Annotated in this window: 14 protein-coding genes; 7 read left to right on the top strand and 7 right to left on the bottom strand. The window is 73.5% G+C overall.

The features are described from left to right. Nucleotides 1-55 precede the first annotated feature (55 nt). From FGI33_RS04825 to FGI33_RS04815, 3 genes are all read left to right on the top strand, one after another. The gene (locus FGI33_RS04825; protein WP_237582337.1) at nt 56-835 is read left to right on the top strand and encodes a putative protein N(5)-glutamine methyltransferase; all 780 of its coding nucleotides are present in this window, start codon (nt 56-58) and stop codon (nt 833-835) included. 303 nt (nt 836-1,138) lie between these two features. Beyond that, nucleotides 1,139-3,025 carry an endo-1,4-beta-xylanase gene (locus FGI33_RS04820; RefSeq protein WP_237582336.1) on the top strand — a complete coding sequence of 629 codons (1,887 nt, stop codon included), beginning with the start codon at nt 1,139-1,141 and terminating at the stop codon, nt 3,023-3,025. 142 nt (nt 3,026-3,167) lie between these two features. Further along, entirely contained in the window at nt 3,168-4,025 is an 858-nt protein-coding gene (locus tag FGI33_RS04815) for an SDR family oxidoreductase (RefSeq protein WP_237582335.1), read from the top strand. A gap of 230 nt (nt 4,026-4,255) precedes the next feature. On the opposite strand, the gene FGI33_RS04810 is transcribed toward FGI33_RS04815, so the two are convergent. Together FGI33_RS04810 and FGI33_RS04805 are read right to left on the bottom strand one after the other, a co-directional pair. Beyond that, entirely contained in the window at nt 4,256-4,609 is a 354-nt protein-coding gene (locus tag FGI33_RS04810) for a hypothetical protein (RefSeq protein ID WP_119434508.1), read from the bottom strand. 151 nt (nt 4,610-4,760) lie between these two features. Continuing rightward, nucleotides 4,761-5,222, bottom strand: coding sequence for a hypothetical protein (locus FGI33_RS04805; RefSeq protein WP_147359356.1), 462 nt, complete (start codon nt 5,220-5,222; stop codon nt 4,761-4,763). A 411-nt stretch (nt 5,223-5,633) separates the two neighbouring features. Here FGI33_RS04805 and FGI33_RS04800 point away from each other — a divergent pair, with 411 nt between their 5' ends. Then, nucleotides 5,634-6,656: a GNAT family N-acetyltransferase gene (locus FGI33_RS04800; RefSeq protein WP_119434506.1), complete on the top strand. Its 1,023-nt coding sequence runs from the start codon at nt 5,634-5,636 to the stop codon at nt 6,654-6,656. 369 nt (nt 6,657-7,025) lie between these two features. Here FGI33_RS04800 and FGI33_RS04795 read toward each other — a convergent pair whose 3' ends face one another. From FGI33_RS04795 to FGI33_RS04785, 3 genes are read right to left on the bottom strand one after another with little or no spacing between them, the layout of a single operon-like run. Next, nucleotides 7,026-7,499, bottom strand: a complete 474-nt coding sequence (locus FGI33_RS04795) for an NUDIX hydrolase (RefSeq protein ID WP_119434505.1) — start codon at nt 7,497-7,499, stop codon at nt 7,026-7,028. After that, complete coding sequence (locus tag FGI33_RS04790) at nt 7,496-9,583, bottom strand: S9 family peptidase (protein ID WP_119434504.1); 2,088 nt, start codon at nt 9,581-9,583, stop codon at nt 7,496-7,498. The genes FGI33_RS04795 and FGI33_RS04790 overlap by 4 nt, the downstream gene beginning before the upstream one ends. Nucleotides 9,584-9,622: 39 nt before the next feature. Further along, a complete protein-coding gene (locus FGI33_RS04785) occupies nt 9,623-10,402 on the bottom strand; it encodes an SDR family oxidoreductase (protein WP_119434503.1) in 780 nt (259 codons plus the stop codon). A gap of 177 nt (nt 10,403-10,579) precedes the next feature. On the opposite strand from FGI33_RS04785, the gene FGI33_RS04780 reads away from it, so the two are divergent. From FGI33_RS04780 to FGI33_RS04770, 3 genes are read left to right on the top strand one after another with little or no spacing between them, the layout of a single operon-like run. After that, a complete protein-coding gene (locus FGI33_RS04780; protein ID WP_237582334.1) occupies nt 10,580-10,894 on the top strand; it encodes an NfeD family protein in 315 nt (104 codons plus the stop codon). Then, complete coding sequence (locus FGI33_RS04775) at nt 10,891-11,679, top strand: glycerophosphodiester phosphodiesterase family protein (protein ID WP_119435712.1); 789 nt, start codon at nt 10,891-10,893, stop codon at nt 11,677-11,679. The genes FGI33_RS04780 and FGI33_RS04775 overlap by 4 nt, the downstream gene beginning before the upstream one ends. Nucleotides 11,680-11,739: 60 nt before the next feature. Further along, nucleotides 11,740-12,105, top strand: coding sequence for an RNA polymerase-binding protein RbpA (locus tag FGI33_RS04770; protein WP_012038371.1), 366 nt, complete (start codon nt 11,740-11,742; stop codon nt 12,103-12,105). Between the two features lie 81 nt (nt 12,106-12,186). Here FGI33_RS04770 and lnt read toward each other — a convergent pair whose 3' ends face one another. Further along, nucleotides 12,187-13,785, bottom strand: coding sequence for an apolipoprotein N-acyltransferase (gene lnt / locus FGI33_RS04765; RefSeq protein WP_237582333.1), 1,599 nt, complete (start codon nt 13,783-13,785; stop codon nt 12,187-12,189). Continuing rightward, nucleotides 13,782-16,253 carry a DEAD/DEAH box helicase gene (locus tag FGI33_RS04760; protein WP_237582331.1) on the bottom strand — a complete coding sequence of 824 codons (2,472 nt, stop codon included), beginning with the start codon at nt 16,251-16,253 and terminating at the stop codon, nt 13,782-13,784. Before FGI33_RS04760 ends, lnt begins: the two co-directional genes overlap by 4 nt. Nucleotides 16,254-16,305: the final 52 nt, after the last annotated feature.

Genomic DNA, 16,305 nt, shown 5'->3' with positions numbered 1-16,305 from the left:
GTCCCGTCCCGGGTCCGACGACGCGCTGGTCGCGCGCCTGCGTGCCGCGGGCTGCGTGTTCGCGGAGGAGGAGGCAGCGCTGCTCGTCGCGGAGGCAGCCGACCGCCATCCGGAGGACGGGGGAGACGCCCGCGCGGCCGAGCTCAAGGGGATGACGGCGGCCCGCGTGGCCGGGGAGCCCCTCGAGACCGTCCTCGGCTGGGCCGCGTTCGCCGGGCGGCGGATCATCGTGCGGCCCGGTGTGTTCGTGCCGCGTCGCCGCACCGAGCGGCTGGCCCGGGCGGCCGTCGCGGCGGCGCGCGCGGTGGAGGATCCCGTCGTCGTCGACATGTGCTGCGGCTCCGGAGCCGTCGGCGCCGTGATCGCGGACGAGGTGCCCGGCGCGGTCCTGCACGCCGCCGACGTGGATCCCGTGGCCGTGGCATGCGCCGCCGAGAACCTCCTCCCGCGCTGGGCGGCCGTGCACCGGGGCGACCTGATGGCGGCGCTGCCCGCGGGCCTGCGGGGCCGGATCCACGTCCTCGTCGCCAACGTGCCCTACGTCCCGCGCGCGGGGCTCGCGCTCATGCCCCCGGAGGCGCGACTCCACGAGCCCGAGGCCACCCGGGACGGCGGCGAGGACGGGCTGGACGTGCTGCGACGCGTCGCGCGCGAGGGCGGGCCGTGGCTCGCGCCGACGGGCGTCGTCCTGGTCGAGGTCGCCGAGGCCCAGGTGACCGCCGCCCTCGAGGCGATGCAGGCGGCGGGCCTCGCCGCGCGCATCGAGAGGTCGCCGACGGCGGACGACGACGACGACGACGGCACCTTCGTCGTCTCGGGTCGCCTCGCGCGCTGAGCGGATCCCGCGCGCCTGCCGCACAGCAGTCCCGCACGCCGGTCCCGGGCGCGTCCACGCCGCGTCGCGTTCGTTGTCGAGCACAACAAAGGTTTTCGAATACCTTGCCCCCCGTAGGGGAGGGTGCCTACGGTGCGAGCATCCGACACCGACGTCGGACCACATGAGAGGTGTTCGACGATGAGCATTCCCCGCACCAGCCCGTCCGCGTCCGCGGACGTCAGCCCTCCTCGCCCGGACCGCAGCAGGTCCGTCCGCAGCCGCTCCGTCGGCACCCGTCCCTTCCACCGACGGGGGATCGCCGTGGCGACCGCGCTCGGCCTCGTCGTGGGCGCTGGTGCCCTCGCCGCGCCGGCCGCCCAGGCGGCCGACGCCGTCGCTCCCGCCGGGATCGGCTCCGACTTCGAGTCCGGCACCGGCGCCTGGGCACCGCGCGGCGACGGCGTCGCGATCGCGCCCAGCACGATCGCGCACACCGGATCCGGCAGCCTGCTCGTCACCGACCGCACGCAGGAGTGGCACGGCGCCGCCCTCGACGTGACGAGCGCCCTCGCCGTCGGCCAGCAGGTCGAGGTCACCGTCTGGGTGCGACTCGCCGCGGGGGAGGAGCCCGCGTCGCTCAAGGTCAGCGTGCAGCGCGACACCGGCGGCGGCAGCGGCTACGACGGGGTGGCCGGAGCCGCCGCGCGCGTGACGGCCGACGCCTGGACGGAGCTCAGCGGCACCTACACGCTCGGCGGCCCGGTCGACAGGGCGCAGGTGTACGTGGAGGGGACGGTCGGCGCCGACTTCCTCCTCGACGACTTCCAGCTGGGCGAGGCCGTGTCCACGCCCGTGCAGACCGACATCCCGGCGCTGAAGGACGTCCTCGGCGCCCGCGGCATCGAGCACGTCGGCGTCGCCGTCGACGGCCGCGAGACCGTCGGCGCCGGAGCGGATCTCGTGAGCCGCCAGTTCAACGCGTTCACGCCGGAGAACGCCGGCAAGCCCGAGAGCGTCCAGCCGGAGGAGGGACGGTTCACGTTCACGCAGCTCGACCAGCTGCTCGACTACGCGGACCGGACGGGCACGAAGGTCTACTACCACGTGCTGTTCTGGCACTCGCAGACGCCCGCGTGGTTCTTCCTCGACGGCGACCGCCCGCTCACCGACAGCCCCGCCGACCAGGCGCTGCTGACGGCGCGCATGGAGGCGCACGTGAAGGGCATCTCCGACCACATCGCCGCGCGCTACCCCGACGGGGGCAGCCCGATCTGGGCGATGGACGTCGTCAACGAGGTCATCGACGACGGCCCCAACGCCAACGCGCACGACATGCGCGACAGCCGCTGGTACCAGGTGCTGGGGGAGGGCTTCGTGGACGAGGGCTTCCGCCTCGCCCGCGCCTACTTCCCGGGGGTGAAGCTCTTCATCAACGACTACAACACCGAGCTGCCCACCAAGCGCGCCGACTACCTCGAGCTGATCTCCGCGCTCGTGGCCCGCGGCGTGCCGATCGACGGCGTCGGCCACCAGGCTCACGTCGACTTCGCCCGGCCCGTCTCGTGGCTGCGCGACTCGATCCGCGCGGTGGAGCGCATCGACCCGCGCCTGATGCAGGCGATCACCGAGCTCGACGTGAACGCGTCGAACCAGAACGAGGGCGCGGACGTCAGCGGCGCGCCGCAGGATCCGTACACGCCCGTCTACGCGGACGACGCGCAGGCGGCGGCCGAGGTCGGCTACTACTACCGCGACCTGTTCCAGATGATCCGCCAGCAGGCGGCGTCCATCGACTCGGTCACCTTCTGGGGCGTCAGCAACGCGCGCAGCTGGCTGCGCACGTGGCCGATCGCGCGTCCGTGGGAGCAGCCGCTGCCGTTCGACGACGACCTGCAGGCGGCTCCCGCCTACTGGGGCATCGTCGACGCGAAGCGGCTGCCTGCGCGACCGGCGGACCTCTCGGCGCCGCGCATCGCCGACGTGGACGACATCACCGCGGTCGCGACGAAGGCCACGGGCGTGCGCGTGCCCTACGCTCTGCCGTCGGCGATCGACACGCGCGACGGGAACGTGCGCGTCGTGTGCGCGCCGCCCCGCAGCGGGATCTTCCCCGTCGGCACCACCACGGTCACCTGCACCGCGAAGGACCGCGCCGGCAACGTCCGGACGAGCGACTTCGACGTGATCGTGACGCGCGCCGGCTCGTGATGCGCTGACGCTCGGCACGGCGCGGCCCCCGTCCCCTCGCGAGGCGGGGGCCGCGTCGCGCGCCGGGATAGTGTCGGAAGATCGCGCGGCGCACGGATCCCGCACGCATCCGCGGCACCCGCCGCGCGGAGGGGAGACCACCATGACCACGCAGACCAGCTCGATCGGCGTCATCGGCGTCACCGGCGTCACGGGCGCCGTCGGGGGAGCGGTGGCCCGCCGCCTCGCCGACGCCGGGCTCCCGCAGCGCCTCCTCGCGCGCTCGCCCGCGCGCGCGCCCCGGCTGCCCGGCGCCGCCGTGCACGAGGTGGCGTACGGCGATCACGAGGCCTCGATCGCGGCGCTCGCCGGCGTGACGACGCTGCTCATGGTGTCGGCCGCCGAGGACCAGCACCGGCTCGCGCAGCACGTCGCCTTCGTCGACGCGGCGGCAGAGGCGGGCGTCCGCCACGTGGTCTACACGTCCTTCCAGAGCGCGGCGCCCGACGCGACCTTCACGCTCGCGCGCGACCACCACGCGACCGAGGAGCGGATCCGCGCGTCCGGCATGACGTGGACCTTCCTGCGCGACGCGTTCTACATCGACTTCGTCAGCCAGCTCGTGGGGGAGGACGGCGTGATCCGCGGCCCCGCCGGCGAGGGCCGGGTGGCCGCCGTCACGCGCGCCGACGTCGCCGAGGTGGCCGCGACGATCCTCCCGCACCCGGAGCCCCACGCGGGCGCCGCCTACGAGCTGACCGGGCCGGAGGCGCTGACGATGGGGGAGATCGCCGCTACGGTCGCGGCCGCGGAGGGCCGCGCGGTCTCGTACCGGGACGAGACCCTCGAGGAGGCGCGCGCGTCGCGCGCCGTCTGGGGCGCGCCCGAGTGGCAGCTCGACGCCTGGATCAGCACATACACGGCCATGGCCGCCGGCGAGATGGGGCACGTGAGCGGCGACGTCGAGCGGATCCTCGGTCGGCGGCCCACCAGCCTCGCGGAGTTCCTGGCGGGGAAGTGACGGAGCGTCCCCGGGCCGCGCATCGCCCACGAGGCGCGGCCCGCCGTCAGGGCACGTCGACCTGAGCCCCGACGTCAGCGGGCGCGCGCGTGCTGGCCGTCGAGCAGCGGTCCAGGGTGATGGCGCCGCCCGGTGCCGGTCAGGCGGCGAGCGCCGCGAGGCACACGACCGCACCGAGTCCGAGGCCGGTCCCGAGGGGCGGCCGTTTGGATGCGGTCACATCGTGCTCGTCACGCTGATCCGGGGATGAAGACGTACCACGGGAACTCGCCGAACCAGAGCGTCGGCAGCGAGACGACGACGAACACCACGTCGGCGACCAGGATCCCGATGGTGCCGGCCGTCCGGCCTTGACGCTTCGCCAGGGCGATGATCGCGCACACCATGCTGAGGAGCGCCAGGAGCTCGATGGGAATCCAGGCGACGAGGAACAGCGGGTAGAGGATCAGCAGACCGGTCCCGTCGATGTAGGACGGGATCCACATCACGCACCAGAGCACGGCGTACACGCCGAGCGCGACGGCGCCCGTGAAGATCGCGACCTTCGCCCACCTGTCGTCGTGCAGCGATGCGTGCTCCGTCATCCGGTCCCGTCTCCTCTGAGGTCGATCCAGCGTAGGGCCGCCTGGTCGCGCAGCTGCACCGGGGGATCCCCGATCGGGACAGGCGACGGCGGCCATGGGGTGATGTCGCAGAGCGCGATGCGCGCGCAGCGCACGTGAGCAGGCGGGCATGTCAGTCCCAGATCCACACCATCAGTTCATCTCCCCAGAAGGCCAGGAGGACGATCAGAGCGCCGGCGGCGACCAGCGCCCCGATGGCGAAGGCATCCACGATCGACCGGCGCCACCACGAACTCCATGCCAGCCAAGCTGCGACGACGATGATCGTCGCCAGGTGGAAGGGGCCGAGGAGCACCGCCCATAGCGATACGAAGGCGAAGAGGTCCGAGAGCCCTGGCGGCAGGAACGACGCGACGTCACCTCCCGGGACGCCGTAGGCCAGCTTTCCATCGGTCGACGTGACACCCGAGGCCGCGAGACCGATGACGTAGAAGACATGGCTCCCGAGCACGACGACGGCCAGAGCCGACACGGCGGGGCTCAGCCAGCGAGGAACCCCGGTGGATGGTGCGGCGCGTTGCCAGGGTGTCGGCTGCTCCGGGCCAGGACTGGGGGAGCCGGGGATGTCTGTCACACGCCGAGCGTCACGGTGACGAGGCGGCGGCGGAAGCCCTCTGCCCGTTGTTCCCCGGTCGTTCATCGCGACGACTCTCGGCGGGACGGGTCGCTTCTGGAACGGCCTCGGCGACCACTGCGCCAAGAGGTCACATCGAAGCGACTCGGGGCGCATCGGAGAGGGCCGCCTCCCGGCCGCCTCCCCTGACGGGAGCCGTCCGTCGTGCAGCCCTGCTGCCAGAGGGGAGCCCAGCGCGTGACGCCACGCCCGAGCAGACGGTCTCGGAGGAGGCTCATGACATCGCTGGGTCGGCTCGCCACGAGGGCGGGTGCCCACGTCTCCCGCCACGGCCTCCCGTGACCTATCCGGTTCACCGAGCTGGTCGTCGTGCGGGGAAGCGCGTGACGCGGGGGAGGTAGCTTTCTCGACATGAGCGTCCTCCCACGCTCCCAACGCATCGACCGTCCCGAATCGGTCGCTCCCGCACCGGGGGCTGGCATCCATTGGAGGCCCGTCCTCCTCGGCGACATCGACGCGCTCGTGCAGATCGAGGAGAGGATCGCCGAGGCCGACCATCCCGACTGGGTCGACACTCGAGAGGACATCCTCGAGGAGCTCGGCCACAGCTACGTGGACCTCGCGTCCGATTCGCTCGCCGCCGTGACGGAAGACGGCGAGATCGTCTCGTGGGGACTCGTGATCCAGCCTCCGACGCAGGAGACCCTGGTGCGATCCATCCTCACCGGCGGCGTGGCTCCGACCCGACGCGGAGAGGGCATCGGCCGTACCCTCCTCGCCTGGCAGCATGCGAGAGCCCTCCAGCAGCTCGCTGAGTCCGAGAGCACCCTGCCCGGGTGGGTCGTCGTCTCCGCCGACGAGCGCGCCTCGGGTGCCGCCTCCACGCTCCGGCACGCGGGATTCGCGCCGAACAGGTGGATCCGGAACCTCGCCCGCACGACGACCGCACCTCTCGCGCACGTCGCGACGCCCGACGGGATCCGGATCGTGGGATACGGTGCCGAGCACTCCGCCGCGGCGCACGCCGCCCGGGACGCGGCGTTCCGCGGACACGGCAGCAGCCAGCCCATGAGCGACGAGCAATGGGACTCCATGACGTCGCTCCAGACGTTCGCCCACGGACTCTCGGCTCTCGCCCTCGATGAAGCGGATCGCGTCGTCGGACTCCTCCTGACGCTCCTCACCGAGCACGGAGCGGATGATCCTCCGGCCCCGAGCGGCTACGTGTGGGTCATCGGCGTCGTCCCCGATTCACGTCACCGCGGTGTCGGACGCGCCCTGCTCGCGCGGCACCTGCGCTCATCGAAGGACGCGGGCGTGGATCGGAGCGTCCTCGACGTCGCGACCGACGGCGACGACATCGGCCTCGAGCTGTTCGAGGGGCTCGGCTACGTCCCTCAGACGATCAGCGTCAACTACGTCGCCATCTACTGAGCCCGAGCCCGCCCCACGAGGGATCCGTGATCTCCCGGCCGTCGGCATCCGTGGGCGTGGGCGTCGGCGGATGCGATGAAGTGCACCAAGTCGTCCGCTCCGATCTGCCACGAAAGGGGTTGCAGGCCTCGCGTGGCGCCGTCGGCGTTCCTCGCGACGGCCATCATGAGCTCGATGTCGTGTCGCGCACGGGCTCGCGGCGGAGCAACGGGTCCGGGCTGCTCAGCATGTGACGTCCCTTGCCGCTGTCGTCGTGTGTCGCTACCTAGCGCTCGCTGCACGCGGAGAGCGGTACCGTGAGCGTTACATGACATAATGTGCATTATCGGCGCGACGGAATCACCGTGAGAGGGGCGGCACGCACCCGCGTCACGACCTCCGCGACAGCACCTCGCGCGCGACCTCCACCAGCTCGGCCGGCTCGATCGGATCCTCCGTCGCGGCCAGCTCGTCGAGCCCGAACCAGCGGTGCGCGTGGATGTCGTCGAACTCGTCCGGCATCCAGTTGTCCGACACGGGCGCGAACGCGTCCACGCGCACCAGGTAGAACGTCGAGTGCCCGGTGTCGAGGTCGCCGTCGATGCGGCGGCGCGCGTAGTCGTGCTCCCAGACGGGATCCCCGACGGACTCGACGCGCAGGCCGGTCTCCTCGAAGAGCTCCCGGCGGGCCGCCTCGGCGGGCGACTCCCCCGGGTCGATCCCGCCGCCGGGCGTCAGCCAGCGCGGCGGCAGGTCCACGTGCACCGAGTAGTTCGTGAGGAAGAGCAGCAGCCGGTCGCGCTCGTCGACCAGCAGGATCCGCGCGGTGTCGCGGACATGCCGCACGACCTCGCCGTCGGTCACCGCGCGCCGCCGGTGACCGGCAGGTGCCGGTCCCACCAGTCGAGGATCGCCTCGAAGCGCTGCATGCGGTGGCGCGGCCGACCGGACCGGCTGAGCTCGTGGTCCTCCCCGGGGAACACGAGCATCTCGGTCTCGACGCCCGCGCGCACGAGCGCCAGGTGGTACCGCTCGGCCTGCGACAGCGGGCAGCGCAGGTCGTCCTCGGAGTGGACGACGAACGTCGGCGTGCGCACCTGGTGCGCGAACGCCTGCGGGCTCTGCGCGCGGCGCGTCTCCTCGTCGTGACCCGCGTACTCCTCGCCGAAGAACGTGCCGATGTCGGAGGTGCCGGTGAACAGCTCGGGGTCGAGGAAGCCGCGCTCGACGATCGCGCCCTGGAAGCGGTGCTCGTGCGCGATGGTCCAGGCGGTGAGGTAGCCGCCGTAGGAGCCGCCCATGATGCCGGCGCGGGATCCGTCGATGGACTCGTGCACCGCGATCGCGCCGTCGAGGAAGTCGAGCACGTCGTGCATGTCGACGGTGCCCATGCGCTCCTTGATGACCCGTCCGTGCGCCTGGCCGTACCCGGCGGCGCCGCGCGGGTTGCACAGGAGGACCGCGTATCCGGCGTCGGCGTAGACCTGCGCCTCGTCGAAGAGGTGCACGCCGTAGGCGGCGTACGGCCCGCCGTGGATCACGAGCAGGACCGGGTGCGGCCCCTCCCCCTCGGGCAGGACGACCCAGCCGTGCACCGGGTACCCGTCGCGGCCCTCGACGACGAGCTCGTGCAGCGGGCGGATCCCCGACTCCCGCAGCGGCGCGGAGAAGTCGGTGAGCGGGACGAGCGCGGATCCGCCGTCGGCGGGGCGGTCGGCGCGGACGAGCGCGAGGTCGCCGTGCGTGCGCGGGTCGGTGAGGGCGACCACGACGGCCCCTCCCCCGACGCCGACCGCGGTGACCTCGACCTGGTCGTCGACGAGCGCCTCGACGGCGCCATCCGCGGTGACGCGGAGCAGCTGTACCGTGCCGCGCGATCCGTTGAGCACGAGGACGGCGTCGCGGTCCTCCACCGTGATGCCGCTGCCGCCGAGGTCGACGGTCTCGGCGTCCGTGAGGACGCGCGGCGCGGCGTCGTCGGCGTCGAGGACGTAGAGGGCGGTGTTGCGGGCGACGAAGTCGACGCCCCTCTCCCCCAGGTCCTGCGCGAGCAGGTAGATCCGGCCTCCGTCGACGGAGGCGACCTCCGCGATGCCGAGCCCGGCCTCGTGCGGGACGACCGTGCGGACCTCCGGCACGCCGGAAGCCGCGCCGCCGCGGGCGGGCACGGCCACGGCGTAGGCGCCGGACAGCAGGTCGTCATCGCGGCCGTCGTGGCGCGACGCGACGAACAGGACCTCGGATCCGTCGGCGGAGAAGCGCGGCGCGTCGTGGTCGACGGGCTCGTCGGTGAGTCGGACGACCGGCGGGACGCCCGCGCGCTCGGCGGCCGACGGCGTGGCGCCGGCTCCGTCGCCGCGCACGGCGGGATCCGCGGCATCGGGGTAGCCCGACGGGACGGCGGCCACGAAGGGCTCCGCGTCCAGCTCGGGCAGGTCGACGAGGGAGAGCTGCGTGTGCCGGTCGGTGGACCAGCCCAGGCCGTTCGCGAGGTACTTGGTGGTGGTGATCCGGCGAGCGGGCTCGGCCGCGGGCGACACGCCCTCGACGCTCCCGTAGCGACCGGGCTCGGCGACGCGCGCGGCGTAGACGATGCGCGAGCCGTCGGGCGACCAGTCGAAGGCGCCGACGCCGAGCAGCTCGTCCGTCAGCGCGACCGGCTCGCCGCCCGTCGTCCGGACCACGTGCAGCTGCGGCGGCCCCTTCGGCTCGGCGCGGAGGAACGCGATGACGGCGCCGTCCGGCGAGAGCCGCGGCGAGGTGTCGCGGAAGCCGCGCGTGATGCGGCGCGGGGGCGCGGATCCGACCGTCGTCACCTCCCACAGCTGCCCGGTGTACGCGTCGGCATGCACCCGCGGGCGCGTCACGGAGACGACGGCCAGGCGGCCGTCGGGCGAGACGGCGGGGCGGGAGACGGAGGTGAGGAGGTCGAGATCCGTGGTCTTCATCGGATCGAGCCTAGCCCCGGGTCGTCGCCCGGCCCCGGGTCACTCGGGCCGGAAGCTGCTCGTGTCGCCGACGAGGCGCAGGTGCTCCGCGGGGATCGGGTCGACGACGGCGCGCGCGACCTCGGCCGCGAATTGCGAGACGTTGTAGAGGCCGCCGGACGCCTCCTTGCGCTCCTGGATGGCCTCGGGGTTCATGCGGCTGAGGAGCGTGGCCGTGATGGTGCCCTCGATCATGTCGCCGGAGACGACGACGAAGCCGATGCCGCGGGAGTCGAGCTCGGGGATGAGCTCGCGCAGGGCGTCCTCCCCCGCGCGCTTGCTGCGGGCGACGGCCTCGTACTCGGGCATCGTCTCGGTGGTGCGGATGAAGTGGGCCTGGTGGCTCGTGACGAAGACGACCCGGCCGCCCTCGGACAGGAGCGGGAGCGCGCTCCGGAGCACGTTCAGCTGGGCGTCGCGGTTGAGCGTCATGGCGTAGTCCTCGGCCATGCCGCTCTCCATGCCTCCGGACGCGTTGAGCACGAGGACGTCGAGGCCGCCGAGCTCGGCGCGGACGGTCTCCATCAGCCGGTCGACGGAGCCCGGATCCGTGAGGTCGGCGCCGACGGCGATGGCCTTCGTGCCGCCCTCGACGAGCTTCGCGACGAGCTTCTCGGCGCGCGCGGCCTTGTTGCGGTAGTTGACGACGACGTCGGCGCCCGCCTCCGCGAGGTACGCGACCGTGTCGGCGCCGATGCCGCGGGAGGACCCGGTGACGAGCGCGCGGCGGCCGCGGAGCTCGTCGGGGGCGAAGGGGCGGATCTCGTCGACGGTGCTCACAGCGGTACTCCTCCAGGGGTGCGCGCCGGATGCGCGCGACGGGCCGTCCGGCGAGGGACGGGCGGGACGGGCCGCGCGGGCGGGACACCACGCTGACGGCCAGGAGAGCCTATCGCCCGGCGTCCGGGCGGTGGGCTAGGTTCGGGGCATCCGGTCCACGGAGCGAGGGAGCAGCGGGTGACGGTCCTCCTCGACGACGACGCGTGGATCGCCTGGCTCGCGCTGATCGTCGCGGCGGTCGTCGCGGAGATGCGCCGGCTCGACCTGGTCGGCCTCTGCGGCGGCGTCGCGGCGCTGACGGGCCTGCTGGTGGGACTCGTGGGCGCTCCCTGGTGGCTGCAGGCGCTCGTCGCCGTCGTCGCCGCGGCCGCCCTGCTCGGTGCCGCGCGCCCGGCGCTGCTGCGCGCGCTCCCGGTCGAGGGCGAGGTCGCGGACGACGACGGCTCGCTCGACCCGCCGCCCGCGCACGACGACCGCGTCCCGCCCGCGTGACGTCCGGCGCCTGGTTCTCCGGCGGCGTGCCCCGCGTCCTCGCGCATCGCGGGTGGACCGGATCCGGCGCGGTGGAGAACACCCTCGAGGCCTTCCGCGCGGCGTGGGAGCTCGGCGTGACGCACCTCGAGACGGACGTGCACGTCACATCCGACGGCGTGTGCGTGCTCTGGCACGACGACGACCTCCGCCGCCTCACGGGCCGCCGGGGTCGCGTCCGGGACGCGACCCTTGCCGACCTGCGCGCGATCGACCTCGGATCCGGCGCGCGCGTCGCGACGCTCGCGGAGCTGCTGGCGGCCCTGCCCGACGCCCGGCTGAACATCGACGTGAAGGGCCGGGACGCCCCGGCCGCCGCCGCCCGGGCGATCCGCGCCGCCGACTCCGTCGACCGCGTGCTCGTCACGTCGTTCTCGGGCTCCCGGCGCCGACGCGCGCTGGCCCTCCTCCCCGGCGCGGCGACCTCCGCCGACGCCGGACGCCTGGTGCTCGCGATCCTCGGCGCGCGGCTGGGTCTCGCACCGGTGGTGCGCCGGGCCCTCCGCGGCGTCGACGCCGTGCAGATGCCCCGGCGGGTGCTCGGGATCCGCATGGTCTCCCCCGCGATGATCGGCCGGCTCGCGCGCGCCGTCCGCGAGGTCCACGTCTGGACCGTGGACGACCCGGACGAGATGGTCCGCCTGGTGCGGGCCGGGGTGCACGGCGTCGTGACCGACCGCCCCGACCTCGCGCTCGCCGCCCTCGGCACCAGGGACTGGGATTCGCCTGGGAACCGGTCGTCCTGAGAAAGGATCCTCACAGCCGCGCGGTTTACAACGGGGAGTGCATCGCGAGAGGAGACCACCATGGCAGATCGCAGCTTGCGCGGGATGCGGCTCGGGTCCACGAGCCTGCAGAGCGAGGAGGGCGTCAGCTTCTCCCCCCGGCAGAGGAAGACGTACCGCACGACCGACGGGACCACCTTCGAGGTCGTGTTCTCGGCCGACGCCGAGGTCCCCGAGGTCTGGGAATCGCCGAAGAGCGGCTTGGAGGGTCGCCTCCTCGACGCCGAGGGCGCCCCCGTCGCCCACGACGAGGTCGAGGCGAAGGTCCCCCGGAGCCACTGGGACATGCTGCTCGAGCGCCGGACGCGCGCCGAGCTGGAGGAGCTCCTCGAGGAGCGCCTCGCCACCCTCCGCGCGCGGCGCGGTCAGCACCGCATCGGCGCCTGACCCGACCCCTCCGCTCGCGAACCCACCAGGAGCACCCCCGGCATGGCCGGGGGTGCTCCTCTGCGTGCGGCCGCCGCCCGGTCAGCGCGCGGCGCGACGGCCGCGGCGGCCGAGCGCGAGGCCGGCGACGGCCAGGGCCCCGAGGCCGAGACCCGACACGAGCCACTCGATGTCGCGGCCCACGAGGATCGCCGGTGTCACGACGTCGGCGGTCGGCACGTCGACCACCATCGATCCTGCCGTGAACCAGGGCAGCCGGTCGATGTCGCGGCCGTCGGGCCCGACGATCGCGCTAGTGCCGACGGTCGAGATGTTGACGACGCTGCGGCCCGTCTCGAGGGCGCGCATCCGGGCGATCGCGAGCTGCTGCACGCTCTCGTCGGTGCGGCCGAAGTCGGCGTTGTTCGACTGGGCGAGGATGATGTCCGCACCCTCGTGCACCATGTCGGTCGTCAGCTGGTCGTCGACGATGTCGAAGCAGATCGCGATGCCCGCGGTCACCCCCGCGACGTCCATCACCTGGTCGGTCGTGCCCGGCGTGTACTCGCGCTGGATGAGGCCGATGAGGTCGGGTGCGAACGGCTCCCAGAACGCGCGGTCGGGCACGTACTCGCCGAAGGGCACGGGGTGCTTCTTGTCGTAGTGGTCGGTCGCCCCTCCCCCGGTCCACACGAGCGACTCGTTGTAGTAGCGGCCGTCGCGCTCGGTCACCGTGCCCACGACGAGCGGGGCGCCGAGTCGCGCGACCACGCGGTCGAGGGCGGCGGCCGAGCCGGGATCCCGCAGCGGATCCGCGTCGGCCGCGTTCTCGGGCCACACCACCATGTCGACGCCGGCGTCCGCGGGGATCTCCGCGGTGGCGGCCAGGTGCGCGCGGAGGATGTCGCCGTAGCGCGCGCCGTCGAAGTACCCGGCCTTGGCGTTGCCCTGGACCGCCGCGACGCGGGTCGTCCCCGTGGTCGTGACGGGGAACGCGGGCACGACGAGCACGAGGGCGACCCCGATCCCCGCGACGAGCGCCCGGGAGGACCGCCGCACGCGCTCCTCCGCGGCGAGCTCGAGCAGCAGCGCGACGAGGAGGACGAGCACGAAGGACAGGCCGGAGAGGCCGAGCCAGGTCACCAGGTGCGCGAACGGGCTCTCCGACTGCGACAGCGACACGCGTCCCCATGCGAAGCCGCCGTAGGGCCACACCGCCGAGATCGCCTCGCGCGCGGTCCAGAGCCCCGCGACCGCGACCGGGAGGAGGATGACGCGGCCGGCGACCGTGGGGAACGCGCGCGGGATCCAGCGCGTCGCCGTCGCGATGGCGACCGCCCCGGTGGCGACGAACAGCGACTCCAGGGCCGACAGTGCGATCCACGGTACCGGCCCGAGGTACAGCGACGCCCACTCGATGTGGGTGAGGTAGAACGCGAGCCCGGCCACGAGCCCGACGAGGAACGCCGGCCCGGCGCGCCGGCCCCGCAGGGCGAGCAGCACGAGGGCGATCCCCGAGAAGACGAGAGGCCACAGCCCGCGGTCCGGGTACGCGGCGTCCATCACGGGCCCGGACGCCGCGGCCGCCAGGAGCGCGCCCCACAGCGGCAGCGGCGGGCTGGCCGGCTCGGCGTGCGTGAGGGCGAGCGGCGGCGCGAAGAGCGGGCGCTCCCGTCGGGGAGCGCGGGCGAGCGCGGTCACACCGACGAGTACGCGACGATGCCGCGCCGGATGCTGTCGAGCGCCGTGCGGGCGTTCCGGGAGACGGGGCCGTCGGCCACGATCGAGAGCTGGTCGAGCAGGTCGATCGTCTGCTTCGTCCAGCGCACGAAGTCGCCGGCGGCGAGGTCGGCCTCGTCGAGCACGGCGTCGAGGCTGCCGCCGCGCGCCCAGCGGTGCATCGGGGCGCACAGCCCGGTGGACAGCGGGTCGGTGGTCGGCAGACGGCGCTCGCGCTCGACGTCGTCGAGGCGCGACCAGATCTCCTCCGTGCGCTCGAGCGCCGCGCGGAACGGACCGCGCGGGAGGTTGCGGTCGTTGCGGTCGCCCTCGTCGCGACGGGGCTGGTACACGAGCGAGGCGGCCATGGCGGCGAGGGCGGCGGGATCCAGGTCCACCCAGACCTGCGTGCGGAGGCACTCGGCGACGAGGAGGTCGCGATCGCCGTAGATGCGCTTGAGCATCCGGCCGTTGGGCGTCGGCGCGACCTGCCCGTCGGCGGCGCGCTTGAGGTAGCCGAGCGACAGCAGCAGCTCCGTGACGCGGTCGAAGACCTTGGCCACCGCGTTGGTGCGGGTGCGGATCTGCTGCCCGAGCGCGTCCGTCTGCCGCTTGAGGCGCCACCAGCGCTCCGCCCAGCGCGCGTGCGACTCGCGGTCCTTGCACGCGTGGCAGGGGTGCGCCTTCATCCGGCGGCGGAGGTCCGTGAGCTGTCGCTGGCGCTTGTCCCGCTCGCCGTGCTGGCCGGGCTGCTGCATGTCGGCGCGGGCGGCGGTCGCGCGCTCGAGGTCGCTGAGCTCGCGGCGGAGGCCGGAGTACTCGCGGAAGTCGCCGAGGTGGCAGACCATCGCCTTCTCGTAGCCGGCGAGCGACTCCTCCTGCGTGCGCACCTTGCGGGCGAGGTCCACCACGGCGCGGTCGGCCTGGAACTGCGCGAACGACGACTCGAGCACCTCGCGCGTGCGCTCGCGCCCGAACTGGTCGATGAGGTTCACGGCCATGTTGTAGGTGGGCCGGAAGCTGGAGTTGAGCGGGTACGTGCGGCGGGAGGCGAGCGAGGCGACGGCCTGCGGATCCAGCCCGTCCTTCCACTGGATGACCGCGTGGCCCTCGACGTCGATGCCGCGGCGGCCGGCGCGTCCCGTCAGCTGCGTGTACTCCCCCGGCGTGAGCGGCACGCGCGCCTCGCCGTTGAACTTCTCGAGCTGCTCGAGCACGACCGTGCGCGCGGGCATGTTGATGCCGAGCGCGAGGGTCTCCGTCGCGAAGACGGCCTTGACGAGCTTCCGCTGGAACAGCTCCTCGACGACCTCCTTGAACGCCGGCAGCATGCCCGCGTGGTGCGCCGCGACGCCGCGCTCCAGGCCCTCGAGCCACTCCCAGTAGCCGAGGACGGCGAGGTCCTCGTCGCGGAGGGTGCGGCAGCGCTCCTCCACGACGGCGCGGATCTCGTCGCGCTCGTGCGCGTGCGTGAGCCGGACGCCCGCGCGCAGCACCTGCTTGACGGCGGCGTCGCAGCCCGCGCGGCTGAAGATGAAGAAGATGGCCGGGAGCAGGTTCCGCTCCTCGAGGAGGGCGACCACCTCGGGACGGTCCATGCGGCCGCGGTCCCACGGGCCGGGCGCCTTGCGGCCGGATCCGCCGCCCGCACCCGCGCGACCCCGCGAGTGCCCCTGGCCGCCGCGCACGCGCACGGCCTCGCGCCCGCCGCCGTGCGTCATGCGCACCAGCTCGGGGTTGACGCGGTGCGTCGCGGCGAGGCCCGACGAGTCGAAGAGGTCGACCATGCGGTGCCGCACGATCACGTGCTGCTCGAGGGGCACGGGCCGCTCCTCGGAGACGATGACGTCCGTCTCGCCGCGCACCGCCTGCAGCCAGTCGCCGAACTCCTCGGCATTCGAGACGGTGGCGCTCAGCGAGATCATCCGCACGGTCTGCGGGAGGTGGATGATGACCTCCTCCCACACGGCGCCGCGGAAGCGGTCGGCCAGGTAGTGCACCTCGTCCATGATCACGAACGCGAGGTCGCGGAGCAGGTCGGAGTCGGCGTAGAGCATGTTGCGCAGCACCTCGGTCGTCATGACGACGATGCGCGCGCGGCTGTTGACGTTGGTGTCGCCCGTGAGCAGGCCCACCTCGTCGGGGCCGTACTCGGCCACGAGCTCGGCGTACTTCTGGTTGCTCAGCGCCTTCATCGGCGCCGTGTAGAAGATCTTCGCGCTCGGCCGCTGCATCGCGAGGTAGACGGCGAACTCGGCGACGACCGTCTTGCCGGCACCCGTCGGCGCCGCGACGAGCACGCTGCGGCCGTTCTCCAGCGACTCCGCGGCGGCGCGCTGGAACGGGTCGAGGTCGAAGCGCAGGCCGCTCGCGAAGGACTCGAGGAGCGGGAGGCTGCGACGGCTGCGGGAGGCCGCGTAGCGTTCCGCGGGCGAGAGCTGGTCTGTCACGATGCCGCCATCCTAGGCTCCGGATCCGGGCGCCGGCCGGGCGCGGACGCGA

The sequence above is a fragment of the Clavibacter phaseoli genome, assembly GCF_021922925.1.
In the GTDB taxonomy this organism is placed as follows: domain Bacteria; phylum Actinomycetota; class Actinomycetes; order Actinomycetales; family Microbacteriaceae; genus Clavibacter; species Clavibacter phaseoli.
This window is presented reverse-complemented; position numbering and strand designations above follow the sequence as displayed.

Coding starts and splice junctions, on each gene's coding strand:
- FGI33_RS04770 (WP_012038371.1), top strand. CDS start 11,740: ATGGCAGATCGCAGCTTGCGCGGGATGCGGCTCGGGTCCACGAGCCTG.
- FGI33_RS04790 (WP_119434504.1), bottom strand. CDS start 9,583: ATGAAGACCACGGATCTCGACCTCCTCACCTCCGTCTCCCGCCCCGCC.
- FGI33_RS04810 (WP_119434508.1), bottom strand. CDS start 4,609: ATGACGGAGCACGCATCGCTGCACGACGACAGGTGGGCGAAGGTCGCG.
- FGI33_RS04800 (WP_119434506.1), top strand. CDS start 5,634: ATGAGCGTCCTCCCACGCTCCCAACGCATCGACCGTCCCGAATCGGTC.
- FGI33_RS04815 (WP_237582335.1), top strand. CDS start 3,168: ATGACCACGCAGACCAGCTCGATCGGCGTCATCGGCGTCACCGGCGTC.